Below are 22,331 nucleotides of genomic sequence, written 5' to 3' on the forward strand. Positions count from 1 at the left end.
ACAAACAAAAAGCCCTGAAACAGGGCTTTTTGGAAGAGAAAGAATTAGAAGAAGACCAAAGCCAACAACAGCAGAACGCCGACCGCCGCCGGGGCCCTGACCCCGATGGAGGGCGACATGGCCCCTATTCCGCCCGCAACCAGCGAGAGGATGACACCCATGATGGAAGTCAGCCAGGCATGCTTAATTCCGCCGACCGCCAGAGCCAGCACGAAACAGATGACGATGGCGGTGCCGATTTCGGCAAAACGCACAAATCCGGTGTAGGTCACCTCATGGGCGGGGCCGTCCATATCCGGACTGTAACCCCCATGCGGCGCATGTTTTGTATCGGCCATGATTCACGCCTTGTTAGCTTAGGTTGTTAATTGCTGCGTTTAACGCATGCGGTGAGGCGCCGCAATCTTTCGCGACGCTTACTTGGCAACTTTATGAACGCGGCAAAGCGTTATTTTATCCCAAGAAACTCGCGCCATTGAGGCAGGCAAACCTTTTTGTAATCATATTTCTCCACCGCAATCCGGCGTGCCTCGCGGGCCATGGCGGCGGATTTTTCCGTGTCGGCCAAGGTTTCGCGCACCCGCTCGGCCAGGGCCTTCTCGTCGAAGAACGGGAAAAGGCGGCCATTCACGCCATCGGTGATGATCTCGCGAACCGGGGCCGTATCCGAGGCCACGATCCGGCATTCGAGCGCCATGGATTCGATGGAGGACCAGGAGAGGACGAAGGGATAGGTCATGTAGATATGGGCCGAGGAGACCTGCAGCACCTTGACGAAATGCTCGTAAGGCAGGTTTCCGAGGAAATGGACGCGCGACCAGTCCACGGGGCGCTCGATCTTGGAGCGGAACACGTCGAGCCAGGCCTGCCCCTCGGGAGCCGAGCCCGAATAGCTGGTGCCCTTGCCGCCGATGATGGCGACCTGCAGATCGGGATTGATGTCGAGGAGGTAGGGCAGGCTGCGCAGGACGATATGCGCGCCGCGCATCGGCTCGATGTTCCGGGTCACATAGGTGACGACGGGCTTCTCGCGAGTGAACTTCACGCCTTTGTCGCCGAGCTGAAGCTTGACGGTCGGGTTCGGCTTGAGGAAGTCGGTATCGATGCCGTCGTGGATGATCTCGATCCGATCATGCAGGTAAGTCGGGAACGTATCGCGCTGGTATTGCGTGGGGGCCACCGCCACATCGGCGGCATCCAGCGCCCCGAGCTGCATCGAGTTCTTGAGGCGCAGCCGCCAGATCACTTCTTCGCTAGAGACCGGGAATTCCGGGTCGAAATCGAGATCCTGACCCTTGGCGGAGTAGTAATATTCAAAATAGGCCACATGCTTGGCCTTGGGCCAAACATCCTTCAGGAACAGGTTTTCACCCCAGCCCGTATTGACGACCACCACATCCGGCTCGAGGCCCTGATTGGCCAGCTCGCGGGCCTTGTGGGCCACACCATAGGCGCGGCGAAGACGGGGGATGACTGGAGAGTAGCGGTTATCCCACTTCGGGTCGTCCGGCCCCGGAACAGCGTTGTAGGAATAATACTTCACGCCGGGGATCTTGCATTCGCGCTGCATCCCCAGAGCAACCACCTCGTGGCCTTCCTCGACGAAGGTCTTTGCCAGACGCAGGAATTGGCCTGGAAAATTCTGGTGGACGAAGACGATCTTCATTTTTTGGCTGCCCCCTTAACGTATCGTAAGCCTGTAAAGGCTCACGACCGGATGTGCAACCTCATTACATGGGAGAGGGTAAACCGGAAGCTACCAAAATCTCCTGCTGCCGCTGGGCCAGGGCATCGAGAGAGAATCGTTCGATTTCGGTCTCAAAGAGCTGATGATAGTTCAGCTCGGCCTTGAGGTGCAGGAACACCGCGCCGAGGCCGACCGCCGCCCGGTCCATGAACACGAATTCGCGCGGCACCGTGACCGGCCCCTTTTCCTTCAGGGCCTTATGCACCTCGAAAGCCTGACGGCGGCCGTATTCGCCGGGCTTCACTCCGTCGGCGACGGTGCGCACCCGATCGTCGAGGAGCGGGGCATAGATGAAGCGGGCCCAGATATTGAGAATGTCGATCAGCTCGTTCGAGAGATTCTTGAAGCCCCAGGTCTCGTAGGCATGGACGATGCGGGCGCGGTCATCGGTCTGCAAGCCGCGATAGAGATCGACCACACCGCCGACGAAGCGCGGATGGAAGATGCGGATGCAGCCGTAATCGAGCAGGTTGATGCCCCTCGCCTCGCCGCCCTCGGAAAAGACCGTGTAATTGCCGAGATGCGGATCGCCATGGATCACCGCCGTATGGCTGAAGGGGTGCCACCAAGCCTTGAACATGGCAATCGCCAGCCGGTTGCGGATTTCCACCGGGCTCTCGGTGAATTGCAGGATCTTCTCGCCTTCGAGCCATTGCAGCGACAACAGTCGCTTGGTGGACAGCTCCGGATGCACGTCCGGCACGCGCACTTCGTCCACATCGCTCAAGGCTCGCGCATAGAGCGCGGCGTGCTTGGCCTCGCGCTCGTAATCGAGTTCCTCGCGCACTCGCTCGCCGATCTCCTTGGAGATCTCGCGCGTGTCGATGGCAGGGTCCATGCGGCGGTGAAGGGCGAAGACGAATTCCAGCTGCTTGAGGTCCGCCTCCACGGCGGATTGCATGTCGGGATATTGCAGCTTGCAGGCGAGCTTCTCGCCGCCCTTCGTCGTGGCGCGATGCACCTGCCCCAACGATGCCGCGGCGGACGGGTTGAGGTCGAACGAGCCGAAGCGGTCCTGCCATTGGGCCCCAAGTTCCGCCTGCATGCGCCGCTTCACGAAAGCCGCACCCATGGGCGGCGCCTCGCTCTGGAGCTTCTGCAATTCGGATGCGTATTCCGGCGGGATCAGATCGGGGATAGTGGCGAGCAGCTGCGCCACCTTCATGATCGGCCCTTTCAGGCCTCCCAGCGCCTGCGCGAGCAAAGCCGCGTTGGAGGCATCCGCTCCCTCGCGCCCGAAAAGGCGCGAGCCCGCCATGCGCGCGGCGACACCGCCCATATTGGCGCCGACACGGGCATAGCGCGCCGCGCGTGCGGAAAAGCGGTTCGCCTCGTTATCCGCCATCAGGCTGTCTTTTCCATCGCCTCGAGTTCACCGATCAGCCGCTCGATCATCGACAGGCCGATCTGCCAGAAGGACGGATCGCGGGCGTCGAGGCCGAAGGGCGCGAGAAGCTCTCCGTAGGGCTTGGACCCGCCCGCCGAGAGAAGCGCGAAATAGCGATCCACGAAGCCCTCGTTGGCCGTCTCGTATTTGCCGTAGAGCGAGTTCACGAGGCAGTCGCCGAAGGCATAGGCGTAGACGTAGAAGGGGGAATGGATGAAGTGCGGGATGTAGGTCCAGAAGCTCTCGTAGCCCGCACCCAAACGGATCGACGGACCAAGGCTCTCGTCCTGCACCGACATCCAGAGTTCGCACAATTTGTCGGCGGTGAGCTCGCCGTTGCGCCGTTCCAGATGCACTTTCCGCTCGAAGGAATAAAACGCGATCTGGCGCACGACCGTGTTGAGCATGTCCTCGACCTTGGCCGCCAACATCGCCTTGCGCTGCACCGGGTTCGTGGTCTGATCGAGCAGGCGGCGGAAGGTGAGCATTTCGCCGAACACACTTGCCGTCTCGGCCAATGTCAGCGGCGTCGGCGCCATGAGCGCGCCGTTGGGCGCGGCGAGAACCTGATGCACGCCGTGGCCGAGTTCATGCGCGAGCGTCATCACATCGCGCGGCTTGCCCTGGTAGTTGAGCAGCACATACGGATGCGCTGAGGGCACGGTCGGATGCGCGAAAGCGCCGGGCGCCTTGCCGGGACGGGTGGGCGCATCGATCCAGTCTTCGTCGAAGAAGCGCTGCGCGATGTCGGCCATCTTTGGCGAGAAGGCGGAATAAGCGGAGAGCACCGTATCGCGCGCCTCGTTCCACGGGATCGTGCGCTGTTCGACTTTGGGGAGCGGCGCATTGCGGTCCCAATGGTCGAGCTTGTCCTTGCCGAACCACTTGGCTTTCAGCGCATAATAGCGGTGCGACAGGCGCGGATAGGCCTCGCGCACGGCGGAAACCAGCGCCTCCACCACCTCGCGCTCGACGCGGTTGGCGAGATGGCGGGAATCCGCCACGTCCTCGAAGCCGCGCCAGCGGTCGGAGATTTCCTTGTCCTTGGCGAGCGTGTTGGTGATGAGCGTGAAGGTGCGTAAGTTCGCCTGGAAGGTTTTCGCGAGTGCGTCGGACGCATCCTTGCGGATAGTCTCGTCCGTGTCCTGCAGCTTGTTGAGCGTCGGCTCGATCGGCAGTTCCTCGCCGCGCACGTTGAAGCGAAGCGATGCGATGGTCTCGTCGAACAGACGGTTCCAGGCGGAACGCCCGGTCACGGACTTCTCATGGAAAAGCTGCTCGATCTTGTCGTCGAGCTGGAAGGGCTTGTCCTTGCGCAGGTCCTCGATCCACGGTTTGTAATGGGACAGCGGGGCCTGCGCGACCGCCTTGTCCAGCACCGCATCGTCGATGCGGTTGAGCTCCAGCCCGAAGAACAGGAGCTCGGTGGAGGCCGTCGTCAGCCGCTCCTGGGTGTCGCCGTAGAACTTGGCGCGGATCGGGTCGGTGGTGTCGCCGGAATAGACGAGGCCCGCATAGGACATGATGCGGCCAAGCACATCCTCCAGCGCCTCGTAGCGCTTGATCACCTCGGTCAGGGTCTCGGGTCCCTTCTCGCCGCGCACCATGGCATCGAGCTTGCCGCGATAGGCCGTAGCAAACGCCTTGCACTCCCCCTCAGACCAGGCGAGATCGCGCTTGAATGCATCGCTGTCCATGCCCGGATAGAGATGGGACAGGTTCCATTCGGGAAGCATGCCGAGATCGACCTGGGCGGCGCCTGTAGTGGATGTCTGGTGCAAGGGAGAGGCTTTCATAAGAGGCAAGGGACGGACCATGACCGGGAACGGGGCTCGGGGCAAGAATGCCACTCATATTGGCGTCGACCGGCTTCGGATCAACCCAGCCTCAATGAGGATGCGGTGAAGGAAAGTTCCATCCATTAACACCTGGTTTACCCTTCTCGCCCAGCATCGCCGGACCGATTCTCCTTATTTTGCAGCTTGATGCCCCTTTCCCGCTTCTTCTTCGACGACATCCGCACCCTCCGGCAGGGCGCGGCTGGCCTCGTCGCGGGCTCCGAGCGGGAGAAGATGGCGCGGCTGGCGGACAGGGCTTCCCGCTCCCCCCTGCCCGTTCTGATCGAAAGCGAGCCCGGCAGCGGCGCGAAGGCGCTGGCCAAGGCCATACATGAGAGCGGCGACCGCAAGGCCCGCTCCTTCATTCGCTTCCAGGCCGAGGACGCGCACGCCCGCGACGACGCGGAAACAGCCTTTCTCAGGGCTGTAAGGGAAGCAAATAGCGGCACCCTGTTCATCGAGAGCGCCGAGCACCTGACCATTTCGGCTCAGGACAGGCTAATGGACCTCCTGGCCCAACAGGATGCTCCCTCGCGGATGGCGAGACGTCTGGATGTGCGCATCATCGCATCCACCGGGTTCGACATCAGCGAGCGAGTGCGCGCGGGCCATGTCCGGGAAGATCTCTATTACCGTCTCCAGGCCCTGCCCATCGCGATCCGTCCCTTACGCGCTCAGCGCGAGAACGTCACGGAATGGGCGCGGCTCTTCGCGGAGCGCTTCGCGACTGACGAGGGCAAGCGGATCAGGGGGCTGTCGGCGGACGCCGTGGCCCTTCTCACCCGCTACGACTGGCCCGGCAATCTGCGCCAGCTGGAAAACGCCGTCTACCGCGCCGTGATTCTTGCCGACGGCACTTCGCTCACGCCTGGCGAATTCCCGCAGATCGCGGTGCATGTAGAAGGCTTCCGCGTGGAGGTGCCGCCCGCGCCGATCATGCGCACGCTGGCGCCCATCCGCGCGCCGGAGGCCGCCTCGCGTCCCGATCCGCATGCGGTTTCCCTGCTCCGCGATGGCGGCGACATGCTCACATTGGCGGAGATCGAAGAACGCGCGATCCGCTTCGCCCTCATGCATTACCAAGGACATTTGTCCGCCATCTCGCGCCATCTCGGCATCGGCCGCTCGACCCTTTACCGAAAATTGAAAGAACTTGGCCTAAGCGATGCAGCCGCATGACGCATTCGTGCGTTAAGCGTAGCAGGGGTGTGCCTGCACACTGCCAAAATTTATTTGAGACCGGAGGGTCCTGCATCCTCCACCATTGCGATGAGGAGCACGGTCATGCGTGATTTACGCAAGACGACGATCTGGCTGGGCCTGTTGGGATCCGTCTCACTGTTCTCACTCTCGGCCATGGCGGAGAACGGCACCGATCTCTCGCCGGATGCGCCTGCTCCCATCGTCGCGGCAGTCCCTGCTGAGCCCTCTTTCGATGACGCCGCGATCCCGGTGACGGAGCCCGCACCTGTCACCTTCGAGACGGTCGAGACCAAACCCGAGCCCGTCATCGACGTGCCGATGCCCGATCCCGCGCCCGTGACGGCACTGATGCAGCAGGATGTTCTGCGCATGGCAGTGGAAGGTCTGCTCGCGGACGATGCCACTACCCGCCAGATGCGACTGGGCAAGAAAGAACGCGAATCGCTCACCGCCTATTACGCTCAAGCCGAGAAGCCTCTCGCCTGGGTGCATGACGGCGCCTGGACGCCCGCAGCGCAGGCTGTCGCCGCGCGCCTGAAGGACGCGGACGAGGATGGGCTCGTTTCCGCCGATTATCCGCTGCCCGATTTCAGGTTGCGCAAGGATGCCTCGCCCACGCAATGGGCCGAGGCCGATCTGAAGTTGTCCGCCTCGGTGATCCGCTATGCCCGCGATGCACGCGGTGGACGCATCGAGCCGTCCCGCCTCTCCGCTCTGGCCACGCCGAAGCTCGAATTGCCCGAGGCCGGCGAGGTGCTGGCCAAGGTCAGCATCGCGAAGGATGCGGGCGCGGCGCTTGCCACCTACAACCCGCCGCATGAAGGCTACCGCGCGCTCAAGGAGCGTCTCGCCAAACTGCGCGCCAACCATCCGTCGCAGCCGAGCGTGCGCCTGCCGAAAGGCCCGACCTTGCGAGTGGGCATGAAGGACCCGCGCGTGCCCCTCATCCGCGCGCGCTTCAACCTGACGAAGGACAGCAACGAAACCGTCTATGACGAGCGCGTGGCCTCCGCCGTCGCGGCCTTCCAGAAGGAGAAGGGCCTGCCGACGAATGGGGTCCTCAATGCGCAGACGGTGGCGGCACTCTCCGGCCCCTCCGTCGCGGCGCGCGAGGCCGAGCTGATCGCGAATATGGAGCGCTGGCGCTGGCTTCCTCAGGATCTCGGATCCCGCCATATCATGGTGAACGTGCCGGAGTTCCGCCTGCAATTCCTGGACAACGGCAGAACCGTCCACCAGACCCGCGTGATCGTCGGCAAGGAGCAGTCGCAGACGCCGATCTTCTCCGAGAGCATGAAATATCTTGTGGTGAATCCGTCCTGGACGATTCCGCCCTCGATCATGAAGAAGGAGATCCTGCCCGGTCTTGCGCAGGACCCCTATTACGCGGCGCGGAAAGGCTACAAGGTCATCCGCCGCGGCAATAACATTTCCGTGCAGCAGCCGCCGGGCGAGCGCAATGCGCTGGGTTACGTGAAGTTCATGTTCCCCAACAACCATGCGGTCTATCTGCACGACACGCCGAACCGCAATCTCTTCTCCGCCGCCAGGCGCGCCTTCAGCCATGGCTGCGTGCGCGTGGACAAGCCCTTTGAACTGGCGGACGAAATCTTCGCCAAGGACGGCAAGTGGACCGGCGAGAAGCTGCGCGGCCTCGTCGGCAAGGGCGAGCGCTATGTAAACCTCTCCCAGCCGCTTCCCGTGCACCTGACCTATTTCACTCTCGCGGTGGATGAGAAGGGCGAGCTGAAATCCTTCAACGATCTCTACGGCCTCGACCGCAAGGTGCGCGCCGCCCTCAACCTCGCCGATTGAAACTTATCCAAAAGCGGCCATTCAGGCCGCTTTTTCGTCTCCGATTTAACCGGAAGGTAACCGTCTTCGGCAAAGATCCTTTCACTATAAGGTTCTGCCGCGCTCCGCCGCGGTGCGTAGCGTACAAGACGAGTATCACAGTGAGAGTATTGCGTTCGGACCGCCGCTTGAGCCGCTTTGGCATCGGGCTCGTGGCTTTTCTCGCCATCATGGCCGGCGGCGTGCGCGGCACGCAGAATGCCGTTGCCAATGGCGACACGCGCACGCTGACCTTCTACCACAACAACACCAAAGAGACGCTGACCGTCACCTTCAGGCGGAACGGCCAGTACGATTCCGGCGCCCTGCAACAGCTCAACTGGTTCCTGCGCGACTGGCGCCGGGCCGAGTCGACGCGCATGGATCCGCGCCTGTTCGATACAGTGTGGGAGGTTTATCGCGAGGTCGGATCGGACGCGCCGGTACGCGTGAACTCCGCCTATCGCGCGCCCCAGACGAATTCCATGCTGCGCCGCCGCTCCAGCGCGGTCGCCAAGAACAGCCAGCACATGCAGGGCAAGGCCCTGGACTTCTACCTGCCCGACGTATCCGCCGACCGCCTGCGCGCCATCGGCATGCGGCTTCAGCGCGGCGGCGTCGGCTATTATCCCAACGCCTACACACCCTTCGTCCATCTCGACGTAGGCAGCGTGCGCGCATGGCCGCGCATGACCCGCGACCAGCTCACCCGCATCTTCCCCGATGGCCGCACGGTGCATGTTCCGTCCGACGGACGTCCCCTCCCCGGCTACGAGCTCGCCCGCGCGGACGTGCTCGCCGCTGGCGGCACGGTTGCAGGCTATTCGGCCTATGCGGATGCCGATGAGGCCATTGCCGCCCAACCGCGCCGCAAGAGCTTCTGGGCCACCCTGTTCGGTCTCGATGAGGACGCTGAGGAGGATGCGGAGGAAATCCGCACCGCATCGCGGCCCAGCCGGACGATCATGGCGTCGCGCGGCAATGCCAATGGCTATTACGCGGACGATTCGAACGCCTCGCCCACGGCCGTCTTGCAGCAATACGAGAACCGGAATGCTCCTGTTGCGCGTCAGGCCCCGGTGGCGGTGGCACAAGCGCGGCCCGATCCGGCTCCCTCGCCGACCGTGGTCGCCGCCATGGCTCCGGCTCTGCGCGAGGAGCTTTCGGTTCCGCAATCGGCGCCTCTCCCTCCGACCCGGATCAACGGTCAGCCTAGCACCGTCAATACGCCATCCGGCCCGACGCTCGCCTGGCAGCAGGGGCCAGAGGGCCAAGCCGCGAACGGCTCTGATATGTCCATCGGCAAGGATGCCTTCGCCCCGATTCCGCCTCGCCGCCCCGATGCGCCCGAGGAGCTGATCCCGACAACGGCGTTGGCCTATGCGCCGCTGCCTCCAGCCCGCCCCGATTCGCTTTCCGCAACGAATCCGATCCCGGTTCTCGCGGATCTGCGCGGCTCCACCGATTCCAGCGTGGGATTGGTTCCGCTGCCGCCGCCACGGCCTGACATGCGCCCCATCGCCGTGGCCTCCGCCGCTCCGGTCGATATTCCTGTGGTCACAGGCTCCACCCCGCGCGATCTGCCCAAGGACATCAAGCCGAAGCCCGCGCCCGTCGCGACGAAGCCCGCTCCTTCCGCTCCGAAACAGCCATCGACGGCGCTCAGCGCCCTCATGTCGGCGGAGCCCAGCCTGCATATGGGCTTCTCGAACAAACCCATCGGGGATCTGGCGACCAACAAGTTCACAGGCCCGGCGGTGAAGTCGCTGCCGGTGGTGCGGTAAGCGAAAAGGCGGGGCACAGACCCCGCCTTTTTTGTTGCTCATCACCGTCATGGCCGGGCCTGTCCCGGCCATCCCGATCCGAAGAGCGCCGCGCCTCAAGGCAATCGGGATCACCGGCACAAGGCCGGTGATGACGTGAGTGAGTATCCTTCCTCAGTGTCATTCCCGGCCGGAGCGGAGGGGAAGGGAATCCACCCACACGCGCCGCGTTATGGATCCCCTTCCCTCGCTCCGCTCGCCGGGGATGACACTGAGCCTCGCCGAGGTCATTACTCCCTCCGCGCCTTCCTGCCTCCGATGAATACCGAAGAGTGATCGTCTGCCCTGTCCATGCGGCCTACAACCCTATGCAGGGATTGGAGAGATCCATGGACGACGATGACAAGGAAATGGTGCTGGGCGATCCCACGCCACTCCCCTCGCCGGTGGACGACGATCTTTCGTGGGCGCTCGACTGGATCGGGCTGTCTGCTTCGCTCGGCATGATCGCCGCAGCCATCGCCCTGGCGGCATAAACTTCACGCAAAGAAAAAGGCCCGCAGCGCGAGGCAGCGGGCCTTTTGAAAACATATCGTAGCGTCAGGCGCCTCAGACCATCCCGAGAGCCTGCATGTAGAGTTCGAGGATCGCGTCCTCTTCCTGACGCTCGGCGTAGTCGCGCTTGCGTAAGGAGACGATCTTGCGGAGAACCTTGGTATCGAAGCCGTTGCCCTTGGCCTCGGAATAGACGTCCTTGATGTCTCCGGCGATGCCGGCCTTTTCCTCCTCCAATCGCTCGATGCGCTCGATGAAGGCCTTCAGCTGGTCGGCTGCGACGGATTCGGTGTTGAAAGCTGCGTCATCCATGAATGAAGCCCCTGATTGATGATGGCGTTAGCGCCAGTGTTACGTTCGATTTGGTTGAAGCGGGTTTAATGCCTCGGCTTCGATTCTTCAAAATTCTTTAGCTGCGACGGAGAAGCCTCGCTCTGGTGGCGCTCCTTCCACTCCTCGTAGGGCATGCCGTAGACATGCTCGCGGCTCTCGTCCTTGGTGAGCGCGATGCCGCGGGCGTCAGCGGCTTCCTTGATCCAGTTGGACAGGCAGTTTCGGCAAAAACCCGCGAGGTTCATCAGGTCGATGTTCTGCACGTCGCCGCGCTCGCGCAGATGCTCGACGAGCCTGCGGAAAGCGGCGGCTTCCAGTTCGGTCCGGGTCGCGGCGTCCAAATCCTTCACAGGTTTTCTCCTCAATGCTGGCGCAGGCGCTCCCGCGTGCGGGTTCCGAAAGCCGTTGGCAGGCGCAGGTCTGCCCTTGCGGCGAGAGGCTTGAGAAGCCCGGCGAAGCGCTCCGCCCATTCCTCCGCGCCCTCATCCGAACTGATGAGATCCTGCCGGATCTCGATCAGCGCATTGGCGAGGCCCCGGATCGTGGCGTGGCGGTCGATGGTGTCGCCCGCGAGCGCCCCATCATAGGGCTCGTTGTCGCCCACGACGAGTCCTTCCTCCGCCATCAGGCCCTCCAACAGGGGCTTGGCGAAGCGGTCATCCGCATCCCAGAGAATGCCGACATGCCAGGGCCTCGGCCAGCCGCGCCAGATCGGCGTGTAGCTGTGCACCGTCACGATGACCGGCGGATGGCCCGCCCCTATTGCCTTGTGGATCGCCTCCGAGATGGCGGCATCGTAGGGATCGTAGAAGCGGGCGATTCGCCTCTGCACCTCGGCCTCGTCCACCTTGGCATTGCCCGGCACCACCGCGCCGTCGGAGAGCCGCATGACCAGGGTCGGATCGTCGCGCCCGCGATTGGGGTCGATGATGAGGCGGGAGAATTGAGTGAGAAGTGCTGGCGCATTGAGGCGCTCTGCAAGGGAACGCGTCACCGCCGCAGCGCCGATATCGTAGGCGATGTGGCGCTGGAACTGGCTCTCCGGCAATCCGAGATCGCCCAAATCAGCCGGGACCGCATTCGAAGCGTGATCGCACAGGAGAAGGATGCCGGTTTCGACAGCACCCGCGATGGTCTCGACGGGGCAAGGCTCCAGGGACGTCTCAAGGGTGAGACCGGCGGCGCTCTCGAGCGCGAGGGAGGCGGACATGGTGGAGACCGAATAACTTGAGCTTGAGTGGAAATGCAGGGTTGAAAGGATGGCTTAACCTGCCCTACCAGACGTGACAACGCGACCAACCGCGCAACATTCCTGCGCAAGCGCCCAAAGGCCCACATGTCCTCATCATCCACAACCGCACGTGTCGATTCAGGGATAGCACCGGCTTTCACGGCGCTGTGCCTCGGCGCGGTCGCCATGGGCATCTCCCCGATCTTCGTGCGCTTCGCCCTGACGGATGTGGGCCCCTTCGCCAGCGCCTTCTGGCGCGTGGCCCTGTGCCTGCCGCTCCTCTATGCCTGGATGCGAATCGAGGAGGCGAAGGCACCGAGGGACAAACCGAAGGTGTGGTTCGCCAAGGCGAATGTGCTGGCGGGCCTCGTCTTCTCGGGGGATCTCTTCTTCTGGCACCTGTCGATTCGCGATACGACGGTGGCCAACGCCACCTTCTTCGCCACCACCGCCCCGCTTTTCGTCGTGCTGATCACCTGGCTCGTGCTCAAGCAGCGGGTCTCCCGCGGCACAGTCATCGGCCTTGCATTTTGCCTTGCGGGTGGCGCGGCCCTGATCGGGGAAAGCCTCCAGATCGGCACGTCCCGCCTCCAAGGCGATCTCTTCGGAATATGCACAGCCATCTTTTTCGGCCTCTATTTCATTGCCGTCGGCAAGGCGCGTGAGAATGCGGGCGCGGCCCGCGTCACCTTCGAGGCGACCGTCGTGACGGCCGTGATCCTGCTGATCGTCGCGCTCGTGCTCGATCCACGGGTGATGCCGCACACCCTGCAGGGCGTCGCGGCCCTCGTGGCTATGTCCCTCATCAGCCACGCGGGCGGGCAAGGCCTTCTGGCCATCGCCCTGGGTCGGCTGCCGGCCGTCTTCTCCTCTCTCGTGATCTTCCTGGAAGCGGTCGCCGCCGCACTCTTCGGCTGGCTCATCCTGAGCGAGGCGCTCTCCTCCATGCAGGCTTTGGGCGGAGCCCTGATCCTGATCGGCATCTGGGCGGCCCGTCCCCGCTCCGATGCCGCGTCGAAAGCGCATTGAATTTCCCCCTTCAAACGAAGGGCAAAACAAGGCTGAAAGCCTTCAACGGCGCGGTGAATCAGATTTTTAGCAGGCTAAATGTTGAAAACGCTGCTGTTTTGGCTTGATGCGCTTTCACTTCTGGCCGACAACGATTCGACATAGTTTCCGACGCATTGTGCGATTTCATTCCTGACAGATTGACTGAATCGACCTCTATGACTGCCGCACCTCTCACATCGGCTTCCCGCTGGCGGCGGAGCCTTGCGCTGGCGACGTTCGTTGCCGGCGGAATGTTCCTGATGGCGTCCCCGGCTTACGCGGACCTGCGCCTGTGCAACATGACGTCGAGCCGCGTGGGCATCGCGCTCGGCTACCGCGACGCTCAAGGCTGGGTGACGGAGGGCTGGTGGAACCTGAATGCGCGCGGCTGCGAGACCCTGCTCAAGGGGCAACTCGGCGGCCGCTTCTACTATATCTACGCGATCGATTACGACCGGGGCGGCGAATGGAGCGGACGCTCCTTCATGTGTACCCGCGAACGAGAATTCACGATCCGCGGCACGGAGGATTGCCTCGCGAGAGGCTTTGATCGCAGCGGCTTCTTCGAAGTCGATACCGGTGAACAAAAAAGCTGGACCATCCAGCTCACAGAAACAAACCGCCCTGGGGGGGCACAACCATGAGACGCTCACGGCGCACCAAAATTCTCGCAACGCTGGGTCCGGCTTCCGAATCGCAGGAAATGATCGAGAAGCTCTTCCAGGCCGGAGCCGATGTGTTCCGCCTCAACATGAGCCACCTGCCGCGTGAGCGGCTGAAGGAACGCGTGGCTGTGCTGCGCGCCGTCGAGGCCAAATTCAAGCGCCCCATCGCCATCCTCGCCGACCTTCAGGGTCCGAAGCTGCGCGTGGGCATGTTCAATGGCGACAGCGCCATGCTGGAGCCGGGCCAGACCTTCACGCTCGATGCCGACAAGACACCGGGCGACGTGACCCGTGTCCACATGCCCCATCCGGAAATCCTGTCCTCGTTGGAGCCCGGCCACACGGTTCTCATCGACGACGGCAAGCTGCGTCTTCGCGTGAAGAGCGTGAAGGAAGGCTCCGCCACGACCGTTGTCGAGGTGGCAGGCAAGATCTCGAACCGCAAGGGCGTGAGCCTGCCGGACACGACGATCCCCGTCGCCGCTATGACGGAGAAGGACCGCTCGGATCTCGAAGCCGCTCTCGATGCGGGCGTCGACTGGATTGCGCTTTCCTTCGTGCAGCGTCCCGAAGACGTGGCCGAGGTGAAGAAGGTGGCCCGCGGCCGCGCTCTCGTCATGTCGAAGCTCGAAAAGCCGCAGGCCATCACGCGCCTCGACGAAATCATGGAGATCTCCGACGCGGTGATGGTGGCGCGCGGCGATCTCGGCGTAGAAATGCCGCTCGAGAAAGTGCCCGGTATTCAGAAGCGCATCGTCCGCGCCGCCCGCCGTCTCGGCAAGCCGGTGGTTGTGGCAACGCAGATGCTCGAATCCATGATCACGGCGCCAGTGCCCACCCGCGCCGAAGTCTCCGACGTGGCGACCGCCGTTTATGACGGCGCGGACGCGGTGATGCTCTCGGCGGAAAGCGCTTCTGGCGATTATCCCATCGAGGCGGTTTCCACCATGAGCCGCATCGCGGAAGAGGTGGAGCAGGATCAGAATTACTGGTCGATCATGCGCACCCTCAACACCGAGCCGGAAGCCACGGGTTCGGACGCCATCGCCGCCGGCGCGCACCAGATCGCCGACACGCTGAACCTCAAGACCATCGCGGCTTGGACCTTCTCCGGCTCGACCGCGTTCCGCATCGCCCGCGAGCGTCCGAACTCAACGGTGATCGCTCTCACTCCCAGCCAGGACACGGCGCGGCGCCTCGCTCTCGTGTGGGGTGTGCATTCCATCCGCACCAAGGATGCGAGCGACATGGACGACATGGCGTTCCGCGCCTGCAAGTTCGCCGTGCGCGAGGGCCATTCCGTTATCGGCGACCGCATCATCATCGTGGCAGGCGTGCCCTTCGGCACTCCGGGCGCCACCAACATGGTGCGTATCGCCTTCATCAATCAGGAGCACGCGGCCAAGGCTTGAGGCGCTGCGCGCTTTCCAGCACCCTCACGTCATCACCGGCCTTGTGCCGGTGATCCCGGTGCATTGAAGCGTTGCGCTCTACCAATCGGGATGGCCGGGACAAGCCCGGCCATGACAGGCAGTGCGAACTCTCAGGATGAGGCTTGCACTTGCAGAACCTGCGAGCTCGCGATCTCCTCCGCCAGCTCCTCGATAGCCGCCAGAACCGTGCTGGCGTCGGCGTATTGCGGCATATGCCCGATCCCCGGCATCAGAATCAGCCTTGCACCGGGAACCGCGTGCACGAAGGCCTGACTGTGCAGATCGGTCCAGACGATCTCGTCGCGATCGCCCGCCACCACCACGACCGGCATGCGGATGTCGCCGTAGCGCGGGCTTAAAGAGCACACCCCATCGTACATGACGGCGAAGTCCTGCATGTTGGCCTCATAAGCACGAGGCCTGAACGCCAACGGGATGAAGCCTTTTCTCACGATGCTGGGCGGGGCCGGCTGTGGATAGAAGGTCTTCCGCTTCATCCAGGGGCGCAGCACCAGGGTGATGGGCAGCGCGAGGCTGCGCATCATCAGCCAGCCTATCCACGAATCGATGAAGCGCTTGAACCAGCCCATTGTGCCGCCCGGCCAGGGCGTAGTGATGCCGGCAAGGACGAGGATGGCGCCCGCCACATCCCGATGATCCAGCGCAAAATGCGGCACGATGGTTCCCGACCAGGAATGCCCGACCACGACGGAGTTGCGCACATCGAGTTTGCGCAGGGCCGTGGCGATAAGCGCCGCCTGACGCGCGGGCTCGGCTTCGCTTAATCCCCGCTTGCGCTCGCTCCAGCCATGGCCCGGCCTGTCGAAAGCGAGGACCCGGTAGCGCTGCGCCAGATGCCAGCCGAGGCCCAGCATGGATTCGACGAGATTCGAGGAGGCGCCATGCAGAAGCACGATGGTGCCGCGCGGCTCACCGTCGGGCTTGGCCTCCCGGTAATGCAGCCGGCACTCGTCGATGGAAATGAACTTCCCCGTCGGCGGGTAGCGGCGCGCGATGATCCAGCCATGAACATGGGTGAAGATGGCTCCAGCCAGGACACTCAGCAGGAAGGTCGCCAGGATACCAAGAACAACACTCATCAGGATTGAATATCAGAGATCCTGCCCATCCACATCGTGGCCCAGGCGATCCACGAGGGTTTGAACGGTCGAGAGCTTCGGGTTGAGCTTGAGCACCCGACGATAGGCCTCCAGCGCGCGGGCCTTGTCGTCCGAGGCCATGAAGATGTGGCCGAGGCCGGTCCAGGCGTTGAAATGGCGCGGCTCGATCTTCAAGGCCCGGCTGAGATCGGCCATGGCGCCGACCGGATCGTCGATCTGGTAGAACACGGTCGCCCGCCTGTACCAGGCTTCCGCCCAGTTTGGCTGAAGCGTGACCACCCGGTCGAGCAGCTCGATGGCGAGCGGATAATCCTTCTTGCCGAAGGCTTCCGTGGCGCGGCTGAGAAGAAGATCGGCCGTATCGGACCCGGAACGCTGGAAGCGCCGCTCGATGAGCGAGGTGATTCCTTCCGCCTCCGGCTCTGACTTGGCCTTGGCCAGCCGATCGAACAGATCGTCGATGGTGGTGGGGCGCGGACGAGGCGGAGTCGCCTGCTCTCTCGGAGCTTCACTGGGGCGCGTGGATTCCTGCGCACTCAAGGGCAGTGCCACGAAGCTTAAGGATAAGGTCAGCAAACCCACAAAAAAGCGCATGCCGGGATTTTAGGATCCCGGCATGCGCGGTCAATTCATAAAAGCGTGCGCGGCGTTGCCGCAGCGAACTCTTTCAGGTCGCATCGTCTTTTCGGGGAAACGGTGTCCGCTTCCCCTGACGATGCACTTAGCCCTGACGAGCCTTGTAGCGCTTCTGGGTCTTGTTGATGATGTAGACCCGGCCCTTGCGACGAACCAGCTGGTTGTCGCGGTGACGACCGCGGATCGACTTCAACGAGTTACGGATCTTCATATCCGGTCTCCTGCGGCCCTTCGGGAAGGCCGGAAAAAAGAAAATGGTGGGCGCGGCTGGGATCGAACCAGCGACCCCTACGATGTCAACGTAGTGCTCTCCCGCTGAGCTACGCGCCCGGGAAACGGTGATTTTTGACGTCCCGTTTCGGCTGTGGGAGGCGATATACCCACAAGTGGGCATATGCGCAAGTCATGTTGAGCAACCTTTTTGGAGCATCGTGCGGAAAAGTGGTTCCGGTTTTCGCTTGCGCGGCCCGCTGGGTCCGCACTGGACGATGCTCTCATTCAAAGAGAGGGCATCGGACCGGTTCGATGCCTTAGGCTGCCATCATTTTATCGACCTCGGTCACCAGATCGCGCAGGTGGAAGGGCTTGGAAAGCACCTTCGCATCCTTCGGAGCCTGTGAATCCGGGTTCAGGGCCACGGCGGCGAAACCCGTGATGAACATGACCTTGATGTCCGGATCGAGCTCGGTGGCCTTGCGGGCCAGCTCGATGCCGTCCATTTCCGGCATGACTATATCCGTCAGCAGGAGCTCGAAGGGCTCCTCGCGCAGGCGGTTATAGGCGGAAAGGCCATTATCGAACGGGGCCACTTCGTAGCCTGCGTTCTCCAGCGCCTTCACAAGAAAGCGCCTCATGTCGTTGTCGTCTTCAGCGAGAAGGATCTTCATCGGCTGCCATGCCCCGAATCGTGGCGAATGAGAATGTGTCTTCATGGGCCCAATTGGGTAAATAACCCGTGAAAGAACGACGCGGCCTGGAGCATCGTGCGCAAAAGTGGCGCCGGTTTTGCGTGGGAACGATGCTCTGATTCAAAGAGAAAGCATCGGATTGATCCAAAAAGTGCAAATCCACTTTTTGGTCCGATGCTATAGAAACGATATTGTCGTGGACAGAATGCGGCGCTGCCTTACACTAACCGGACGATTTATTTTCCAGCGTAGCCATTGTTCCGATGCGGCCTGCCATCGTCGATGAGTTCGACCCCCCTTTCATTCTGAGCGAGCCCACGGGGCAGACGATTCCGTTCGTCTTCAATGCCCCGCATGCCGGCGCGATTTATCCTGCGGCCTTCCTCGCGGCCTCGCGGCTCGATCCCATGGCCCTGCGCCGGTCCGAGGATGCCTTCGTGGACGAGCTGTTCTCCTCGGTCCCCGATCTCGGCGCTCCCCTTTTGGCGGCGCGCTTCCCACGAGCCTATCTCGACCTGAACCGGGAGCCCTACGAGCTCGATTCCCGCATGTTCGACGGGCGGCTGCCGCCATTCGCCAATACCCGCTCCATGCGGGTGGCAGGCGGCCTCGGCACCATCCCCCGCATCGTGGCCGATGGGCAGGAGATCTATCAGTCGCGTTTGCCTGTGGATGAGGCGCTCCACCGGATCGAATGGCTCTACAAGCCCTATCACCGCACTTTAAGAGGCCTCGTGCGCCGTACGGCCGAGACATTCGGCCAGGCGATCCTGATCGATTGCCATTCCATGCCCTCCTCCAGCGTCAGCCGGGACGACGGCATCAAGGCCGATATCGTGCTGGGGGACCGCTACGGCACCTCCTGCGCCACCCTGCTCATCGATCTTGTAGAAGCGGCCTTGAGGGGGCGGGGCTATACGGTGATCCGCAACAAGCCCTATGCGGGCGGCTTCATCACCGAGCATTACGGCGAGCCGGCGCTCGGCCGCCACGCCCTACAGATCGAAATCAACCGGGCGCTCTACATGGATGAGCGTGCGATGCAGAAGAAACCGGGCTTCGGCGCGCTTTCCGCCGACCTGTCCATCGCCTTCGCCCAAGTCATCTCAGACCTCGAAGGCGAGTTCACGATCCGGCCCATTGCTGCGGAGTGATTGGCTAAACTCTGCCCTAAAAAGAAAAAGGCCGCTGAAAGCGGCCCGAAGTTTAGGGAGGAAACGCCCAGGAAGGGCGGCGGTGCGGCGACGCCAATCGCCATACCGCAGTGCAATAATTACTTCGCGCTGCACAAATTGCAAGTGGAATCGACGTTCTTGGCTATGCTTTGGATGCATGCCTGCTCGGATGCAGATCGATAGCCCGCGTGTAGACGGCAAGGCTCAGCAACAGCCAGGCCGCCAGCGCTCCGAAGACGAGCTGATAATTGACCGCCGTGTAGGCTCCCTGCCCGTTGCGCCCGGCGAGGTCGATCAGGAGGCCGGTGACGCTTTGGGAGAGGAAGGCCCCGCCCATGGTGCCTATATTCATGAGCGTGATGCCTCTCCCCATGATCTCGGGCGGGAAGAGCGACTTTCCATGGGCCATGAGGATCGGCGTGAAAGCGACGCAGAAACCGAACAGGCCGAACCAGATCGTTGCCCCAGTCAGGCTGAGCGGCAGCACGATGAGACCGATCAGCAGGAGAGCGGTGGCTGTTCCCGCCAGCAGCACGAGCTGCTTGTAGCTTCCCCAATGGCGGTCGAGTGCGCCCCAGGTCAGGAGCCCGGCAATCTGCCCGCAGGCTGCGATCAGCAGAATGCTGCCTCGGGTCTCCAGATCGGCCCCATGCACATCCTTCAGCCACGGCCCGCCCCAGAGGCCGACGACGGAGGCGAAGCAGCCATAGGTGGTCAGGTGCACGAAGAAGACCGGCCAGAAGGAACGCACCTTCAGCGCCTCCGAGACGCCTCGGAAGGCATCGGACAGATTCTCTCGCCCCTCACCCTTGGCCTGATCCTTCGGCACGGCCCAGACGAGAATGACCGCGATGATGGTGGTAAACCCGGCTACAGTCAGGAACGATTCCCGCCAGCCCAGATAGGCGGCGGACAGGGCAAGCGGGGCGGTGGCCGAGAGCGTTCCGATATTGGCGAGGCTCATATGCAGGCTGGCGAGCCCGGCGAATTTCAGAGGCGTGAAGCGCCTTGCGAAGATCACCAGAGGGGCCATGAGAAAGGTCGAGCAGCCGAGTCCCATGAGGGCACGGGCGGCAATGAGCGCGGAAGCCGAAGGGGCGAGCGCGAACAGGATTGTGGAGACAACCGTCAGCACCGCAGTGACCAGCATGGTGTTCTTCGGCCCATAGCGGTCGATGGCGATGCCGACAGAGATCTGCACCGCGGCAAAGGCAAAGAAGAAGGCACTGGACAACAAGCCAGTCTGCGTCGCCGAAAGGGAGAGCTCGCGGGCGAGGTCATTGGCGATGACGCCGATGGAATTGCGCAGGAACTGGCTGATTGCATAGATCGCCGCCAGGGCGCCTACGAGGAAAAGGGCCGTCTCCTGGCGGGTCGGCGCCGCCTTGATGCCGGTATCCATGAACATGCCCCCCGAAATACTGTTAGTCTCTTGCCGCCTCTAGCATGCTTGATAAAAGCTGGAGAACAACGGGCGATTGCGGCCCATGAACAGACATAGAGGAATTCGCGCGTCATGGGGCTCATCGACTTTTCGCATTTCGTCAACGAGCTCGCGACCTCGTCCGGTCAGGCGATCCTGCCCTTCTTCCGCACGGCCATCGCCACGGAGGACAAATCTCGCGGCGGGGCCTTCGATCCGGTGACGGAGGCCGACAGGGCCGGTGAAGTGGCGATCCGCAACCTCATCAAGCGCAGCTTCCCGAGCCACGGCATCATCGGCGAGGAATTCGGCTCGGAGAACGCGGATGCGGAATATGTATGGGTGCTCGACCCCATCGACGGCACGCGCGCCTTCATCGCGGGGCTTCCCACCTGGGGCACGCTGATCGGCCTTACCCACAAGGGCCGGCCCGTTTTCGGCATGATGCATCAGCCGTTCACGGGCGAGCGCTTCTTCGGCGATGGCGGCAGCGCGACCTATCGCGGCCCCGGCGGCGAGCGCAAGCTCATGACCCGCCGCTGCGAATCCCTGAAGGATGCGGTGATCTCCACCACGAGCCCGAAGCTTTTCGCAGGCGACGAGCTGCGCGCCTATGACCGCGTGGAGAGCGTGGTCCGCCTCGCCCGCTATGGTTGCGATTGCTATGCCTATTGCATGCTTGCGGCAGGCCATATCGATATTGTCGTGGAATCGGGCCTCAAGCCCTACGACATCGCGGCGCTCGTGCCGATCATCGAAGGCGCTGGCGGCATCGTCACCACCTGGGACGGCGGTTCACCCGCTGAAGGAGGGCGCATCGTGGCTGCTGGCGACCGGCGCGTCCACGCCGCCGCCGTCGAGCTTCTCAGCCGATAAGCCGAGGATTGCGAGGTCCGGCTTCTGCCCGAAGACCGGATCGGGCGTTCCCGGAATGAACGCATCGAAGGCCGCCCAGAACTGATCGCGAATGTCGTCGCGCTCCATGAGGATTTCGTGGCGTGCGCCGGGGATCACGATGGCATGGCCGGCCTTCAGCCGCGCGGCGAAGCGTTCCGTCGCCGGCGTGGCGCAAACCGGATCTTCTCCTGCCGCGACGATGAGCGTCGGAAGCCGGATCTTCAGCGCATAATTCGGCGCGGTAAAGCACTTCATGAAACGAAAAGCGGCATCGAGCCAAGCCACGGTCGGTGCACCGATGGCGCCCGGCCCAATGGCGGTCGCGGCATCGGCATTGCGGGCATAACGCACCGGATCGGTCGTGAGGCGATTGCCCTTGAACGGCAGAGTGGAGATGGATGTTTCGCCCCCGCCGGGAACGAACATCTTGCCGAACCCTAGAGTCCTGAGAAAGCGCGCGAGGAAAGTCGCGCCGCCTGTGCGCCTGACGATGGAGAGCGCGATCATCGGCGTGGTGGTGACGAGGCGGCGGAAGGGCAGCCAGCTCTCATAGGCCGCGTTGAGCGCAATCGCTCCACCCATGGAATGCGCCAGTGCGAAATGCGGCTCGGGCATGAGCGGCATCAGGATCTGGTCGCGCACGGCCTCGATGTCATGGCGGTAGTCGGCGAAGCGGCGCACATGGCCTTTGCGCGGGTTCTTCACCTGACGGCCGGAGAGTCCCTGCCCGCGCCAGTCGAAGGTCACCACGGCAAAGCCGCGCTTCAACAACTCGCTCACCGTCTCGAAATATTTCTCGATAAACTCCGCCCGCCCGTGCAGCACGCAGACCGTGCCCTTCGGCTGATCGGTTTCAGCTTGCCAATAGGCGACGCGCAAGGCGATTCCGTCAGCCGTGGTGATGCTGGTGAGCACCGGATCGCCGGGCACGGAATTATCGGGAGTGGGGAAGAATTCCACGGGCAGGTCTCTGAGCAGGTCTCATGGTCGCGCTGTTGCCCTCATATATAGGGTACCCATGGCTCGATAAGCGAGCCCCTTGCGGACAACCTCCTCTATTCCCACATCAAAACAGCGCCGGCCATGACGGCGGCGCGCTTATCCGGATCCAGCCTATGGCAGGTGGATCCTTC

General features: G+C 62.9%; 22 protein-coding genes and 1 tRNA gene. 9 read left to right on the forward strand and 14 right to left on the reverse strand.

The window, feature by feature from the left end; genetic code table 11:
• Positions 1-44: 44 nt before the first annotated feature.
• The 4 genes from AB4Y85_RS11545 to AB4Y85_RS11560 form a co-directional block, all read right to left on the reverse strand.
• Positions 45-338: an aa3-type cytochrome c oxidase subunit IV gene (locus AB4Y85_RS11545; protein WP_441985039.1), complete on the reverse strand. Its 294-nt coding sequence runs from the start codon at positions 336-338 to the stop codon at positions 45-47.
• Between the two features lie 110 nt (positions 339-448).
• A complete protein-coding gene (locus AB4Y85_RS11550) occupies positions 449-1,666 on the reverse strand; it encodes a glycosyltransferase (RefSeq protein WP_441985040.1) in 1,218 nt (405 codons plus the stop codon).
• Positions 1,667-1,730: 64 nt separating this feature from the next.
• A complete protein-coding gene (locus tag AB4Y85_RS11555; protein ID WP_441985041.1) occupies positions 1,731-3,092 on the reverse strand; it encodes an ABC1 kinase family protein in 1,362 nt (453 codons plus the stop codon).
• Positions 3,092-4,870 carry a M3 family oligoendopeptidase gene (locus AB4Y85_RS11560; protein WP_441985145.1) on the reverse strand — a complete coding sequence of 593 codons (1,779 nt, stop codon included), beginning with the start codon at positions 4,868-4,870 and terminating at the stop codon, positions 3,092-3,094. The genes AB4Y85_RS11555 and AB4Y85_RS11560 overlap by 1 nt, the downstream gene beginning before the upstream one ends.
• 249 nt (positions 4,871-5,119) lie before the next feature.
• Here AB4Y85_RS11560 and AB4Y85_RS11565 point away from each other — a divergent pair, with 249 nt between their 5' ends.
• From AB4Y85_RS11565 to AB4Y85_RS11580, 4 genes are all read left to right on the forward strand, one after another.
• On the forward strand, positions 5,120-6,151 hold the full coding sequence (locus AB4Y85_RS11565; RefSeq protein WP_441985042.1) for a sigma-54-dependent transcriptional regulator: 1,032 nt from the start codon (positions 5,120-5,122) through the stop codon (positions 6,149-6,151).
• Between the two features lie 105 nt (positions 6,152-6,256).
• Positions 6,257-7,990 carry a L,D-transpeptidase family protein gene (locus tag AB4Y85_RS11570; RefSeq protein WP_441985043.1) on the forward strand — a complete coding sequence of 578 codons (1,734 nt, stop codon included), beginning with the start codon at positions 6,257-6,259 and terminating at the stop codon, positions 7,988-7,990.
• Between the two features lie 140 nt (positions 7,991-8,130).
• Positions 8,131-9,792: a DUF882 domain-containing protein gene (locus AB4Y85_RS11575; protein ID WP_441985044.1), complete on the forward strand. Its 1,662-nt coding sequence runs from the start codon at positions 8,131-8,133 to the stop codon at positions 9,790-9,792.
• A gap of 368 nt (positions 9,793-10,160) precedes the next feature.
• Positions 10,161-10,307: a hypothetical protein gene (locus tag AB4Y85_RS11580; protein ID WP_441985045.1), complete on the forward strand. Its 147-nt coding sequence runs from the start codon at positions 10,161-10,163 to the stop codon at positions 10,305-10,307.
• A gap of 73 nt (positions 10,308-10,380) precedes the next feature.
• On the opposite strand, the gene AB4Y85_RS11585 is transcribed toward AB4Y85_RS11580, so the two are convergent.
• From AB4Y85_RS11585 to AB4Y85_RS11595, 3 genes are all read right to left on the reverse strand, one after another.
• Entirely contained in the window at positions 10,381-10,638 is a 258-nt protein-coding gene (locus AB4Y85_RS11585) for a DUF2312 domain-containing protein (RefSeq protein WP_441985046.1), read from the reverse strand.
• Positions 10,639-10,703: 65 nt separating this feature from the next.
• Entirely contained in the window at positions 10,704-11,000 is a 297-nt protein-coding gene (locus tag AB4Y85_RS11590) for a DUF1244 domain-containing protein (RefSeq protein ID WP_441985146.1), read from the reverse strand.
• 20 nt (positions 11,001-11,020) lie between these two features.
• The gene (locus AB4Y85_RS11595; protein ID WP_441985047.1) at positions 11,021-11,869 is read right to left on the reverse strand and encodes an N-formylglutamate amidohydrolase; all 849 of its coding nucleotides are present in this window, start codon (positions 11,867-11,869) and stop codon (positions 11,021-11,023) included.
• A gap of 126 nt (positions 11,870-11,995) precedes the next feature.
• Between AB4Y85_RS11595 and AB4Y85_RS11600 the strand changes: the two genes are divergently transcribed.
• The 3 genes from AB4Y85_RS11600 (at position 11,996) to pyk (ending at position 15,017) form a co-directional block, all read left to right on the forward strand.
• On the forward strand, positions 11,996-12,919 hold the full coding sequence (locus AB4Y85_RS11600; RefSeq protein WP_441985048.1) for a DMT family transporter: 924 nt from the start codon (positions 11,996-11,998) through the stop codon (positions 12,917-12,919).
• 197 nt (positions 12,920-13,116) lie between these two features.
• Positions 13,117-13,584: a DUF1036 domain-containing protein gene (locus AB4Y85_RS11605; protein WP_441985049.1), complete on the forward strand. Its 468-nt coding sequence runs from the start codon at positions 13,117-13,119 to the stop codon at positions 13,582-13,584.
• On the forward strand, positions 13,581-15,017 hold the full coding sequence (gene pyk / locus AB4Y85_RS11610; protein ID WP_441985050.1) for a pyruvate kinase: 1,437 nt from the start codon (positions 13,581-13,583) through the stop codon (positions 15,015-15,017). The genes AB4Y85_RS11605 and pyk overlap by 4 nt, the downstream gene beginning before the upstream one ends.
• A gap of 131 nt (positions 15,018-15,148) precedes the next feature.
• On the opposite strand, the gene AB4Y85_RS11615 is transcribed toward pyk, so the two are convergent.
• From AB4Y85_RS11615 to cpdR, 5 genes are all read right to left on the reverse strand, one after another.
• Complete coding sequence (locus tag AB4Y85_RS11615) at positions 15,149-16,138, reverse strand: alpha/beta fold hydrolase (RefSeq protein WP_441985051.1); 990 nt, start codon at positions 16,136-16,138, stop codon at positions 15,149-15,151.
• A 12-nt stretch (positions 16,139-16,150) separates the two neighbouring features.
• A complete protein-coding gene (locus AB4Y85_RS11620; RefSeq protein ID WP_441985052.1) occupies positions 16,151-16,753 on the reverse strand; it encodes a tetratricopeptide repeat protein in 603 nt (200 codons plus the stop codon).
• A 127-nt stretch (positions 16,754-16,880) separates the two neighbouring features.
• On the reverse strand, positions 16,881-17,006 hold the full coding sequence (ykgO, locus tag AB4Y85_RS11625) for a type B 50S ribosomal protein L36 (RefSeq protein ID WP_009763379.1): 126 nt from the start codon (positions 17,004-17,006) through the stop codon (positions 16,881-16,883).
• Between the two features lie 44 nt (positions 17,007-17,050).
• A tRNA-Val gene (locus AB4Y85_RS11630) sits at positions 17,051-17,125 on the reverse strand.
• A 200-nt stretch (positions 17,126-17,325) separates the two neighbouring features.
• Complete coding sequence (gene cpdR, locus AB4Y85_RS11635) at positions 17,326-17,682, reverse strand: cell cycle two-component system response regulator CpdR (RefSeq protein ID WP_441985053.1); 357 nt, start codon at positions 17,680-17,682, stop codon at positions 17,326-17,328.
• Positions 17,683-17,966: 284 nt separating this feature from the next.
• Here cpdR and AB4Y85_RS11640 point away from each other — a divergent pair, with 284 nt between their 5' ends.
• Positions 17,967-18,857: an N-formylglutamate amidohydrolase gene (locus tag AB4Y85_RS11640; RefSeq protein ID WP_441985054.1), complete on the forward strand. Its 891-nt coding sequence runs from the start codon at positions 17,967-17,969 to the stop codon at positions 18,855-18,857.
• A gap of 163 nt (positions 18,858-19,020) precedes the next feature.
• Here the strand turns inward: AB4Y85_RS11640 and AB4Y85_RS11645 are convergent, their stop codons facing one another.
• Entirely contained in the window at positions 19,021-20,280 is a 1,260-nt protein-coding gene (locus AB4Y85_RS11645) for an MFS transporter (RefSeq protein ID WP_441985055.1), read from the reverse strand.
• Between the two features lie 114 nt (positions 20,281-20,394).
• On the opposite strand from AB4Y85_RS11645, the gene hisN reads away from it, so the two are divergent.
• Positions 20,395-21,177 (forward strand): histidinol-phosphatase, encoded by a 783-nt coding sequence (gene hisN, locus AB4Y85_RS11650; protein WP_441985056.1) that lies wholly within the window; start codon positions 20,395-20,397, stop codon positions 21,175-21,177.
• Here hisN and AB4Y85_RS11655 read toward each other — a convergent pair.
• The gene (locus tag AB4Y85_RS11655) at positions 21,097-22,158 is read right to left on the reverse strand and encodes an alpha/beta fold hydrolase (RefSeq protein ID WP_441985057.1); all 1,062 of its coding nucleotides are present in this window, start codon (positions 22,156-22,158) and stop codon (positions 21,097-21,099) included. The genes hisN and AB4Y85_RS11655 overlap by 81 nt on opposite strands.
• Positions 22,159-22,331: the final 173 nt, after the last annotated feature.

Source organism: Microvirga sp. 2YAF29 (assembly GCF_052114605.1).
Classification (GTDB): domain Bacteria; phylum Pseudomonadota; class Alphaproteobacteria; order Rhizobiales; family Beijerinckiaceae; genus Microvirga.

Bases quoted from the DNA above. Each gene is read 5' to 3' on its own strand.
- AB4Y85_RS11550 (WP_441985040.1), bottom strand. From the start codon at position 1,666: ATGAAGATCGTCTTCGTCCACCAGAATTTTCCAGGCCAATTCCTGCGT.
- AB4Y85_RS11640 (WP_441985054.1), top strand. From the start codon at position 17,967: ATGCGGCCTGCCATCGTCGATGAGTTCGACCCCCCTTTCATTCTGAGC.
- AB4Y85_RS11615 (WP_441985051.1), bottom strand. From the start codon at position 16,138: ATGAGTGTTGTTCTTGGTATCCTGGCGACCTTCCTGCTGAGTGTCCTG.
- pyk (WP_441985050.1), top strand. From the start codon at position 13,581: ATGAGACGCTCACGGCGCACCAAAATTCTCGCAACGCTGGGTCCGGCT.
- AB4Y85_RS11545 (WP_441985039.1), bottom strand. From the start codon at position 338: ATGGCCGATACAAAACATGCGCCGCATGGGGGTTACAGTCCGGATATG.
- AB4Y85_RS11645 (WP_441985055.1), bottom strand. From the start codon at position 20,280: ATGGATACCGGCATCAAGGCGGCGCCGACCCGCCAGGAGACGGCCCTT.
- AB4Y85_RS11565 (WP_441985042.1), top strand. From the start codon at position 5,120: ATGCCCCTTTCCCGCTTCTTCTTCGACGACATCCGCACCCTCCGGCAG.
- AB4Y85_RS11605 (WP_441985049.1), top strand. From the start codon at position 13,117: ATGACTGCCGCACCTCTCACATCGGCTTCCCGCTGGCGGCGGAGCCTT.
- ykgO (WP_009763379.1), bottom strand. From the start codon at position 17,006: ATGAAGATCCGTAACTCGTTGAAGTCGATCCGCGGTCGTCACCGCGAC.
- hisN (WP_441985056.1), top strand. From the start codon at position 20,395: ATGGGGCTCATCGACTTTTCGCATTTCGTCAACGAGCTCGCGACCTCG.
- AB4Y85_RS11560 (WP_441985145.1), bottom strand. From the start codon at position 4,870: ATGCTTCCCGAATGGAACCTGTCCCATCTCTATCCGGGCATGGACAGC.
- AB4Y85_RS11620 (WP_441985052.1), bottom strand. From the start codon at position 16,753: ATGCGCTTTTTTGTGGGTTTGCTGACCTTATCCTTAAGCTTCGTGGCA.
- AB4Y85_RS11585 (WP_441985046.1), bottom strand. From the start codon at position 10,638: ATGGATGACGCAGCTTTCAACACCGAATCCGTCGCAGCCGACCAGCTG.
- AB4Y85_RS11595 (WP_441985047.1), bottom strand. From the start codon at position 11,869: ATGTCCGCCTCCCTCGCGCTCGAGAGCGCCGCCGGTCTCACCCTTGAG.
- AB4Y85_RS11600 (WP_441985048.1), top strand. From the start codon at position 11,996: ATGTCCTCATCATCCACAACCGCACGTGTCGATTCAGGGATAGCACCG.
- AB4Y85_RS11580 (WP_441985045.1), top strand. From the start codon at position 10,161: ATGGACGACGATGACAAGGAAATGGTGCTGGGCGATCCCACGCCACTC.
- cpdR (WP_441985053.1), bottom strand. From the start codon at position 17,682: ATGAAGATCCTTCTCGCTGAAGACGACAACGACATGAGGCGCTTTCTT.
- AB4Y85_RS11570 (WP_441985043.1), top strand. From the start codon at position 6,257: ATGCGTGATTTACGCAAGACGACGATCTGGCTGGGCCTGTTGGGATCC.
- AB4Y85_RS11555 (WP_441985041.1), bottom strand. From the start codon at position 3,092: ATGGCGGATAACGAGGCGAACCGCTTTTCCGCACGCGCGGCGCGCTAT.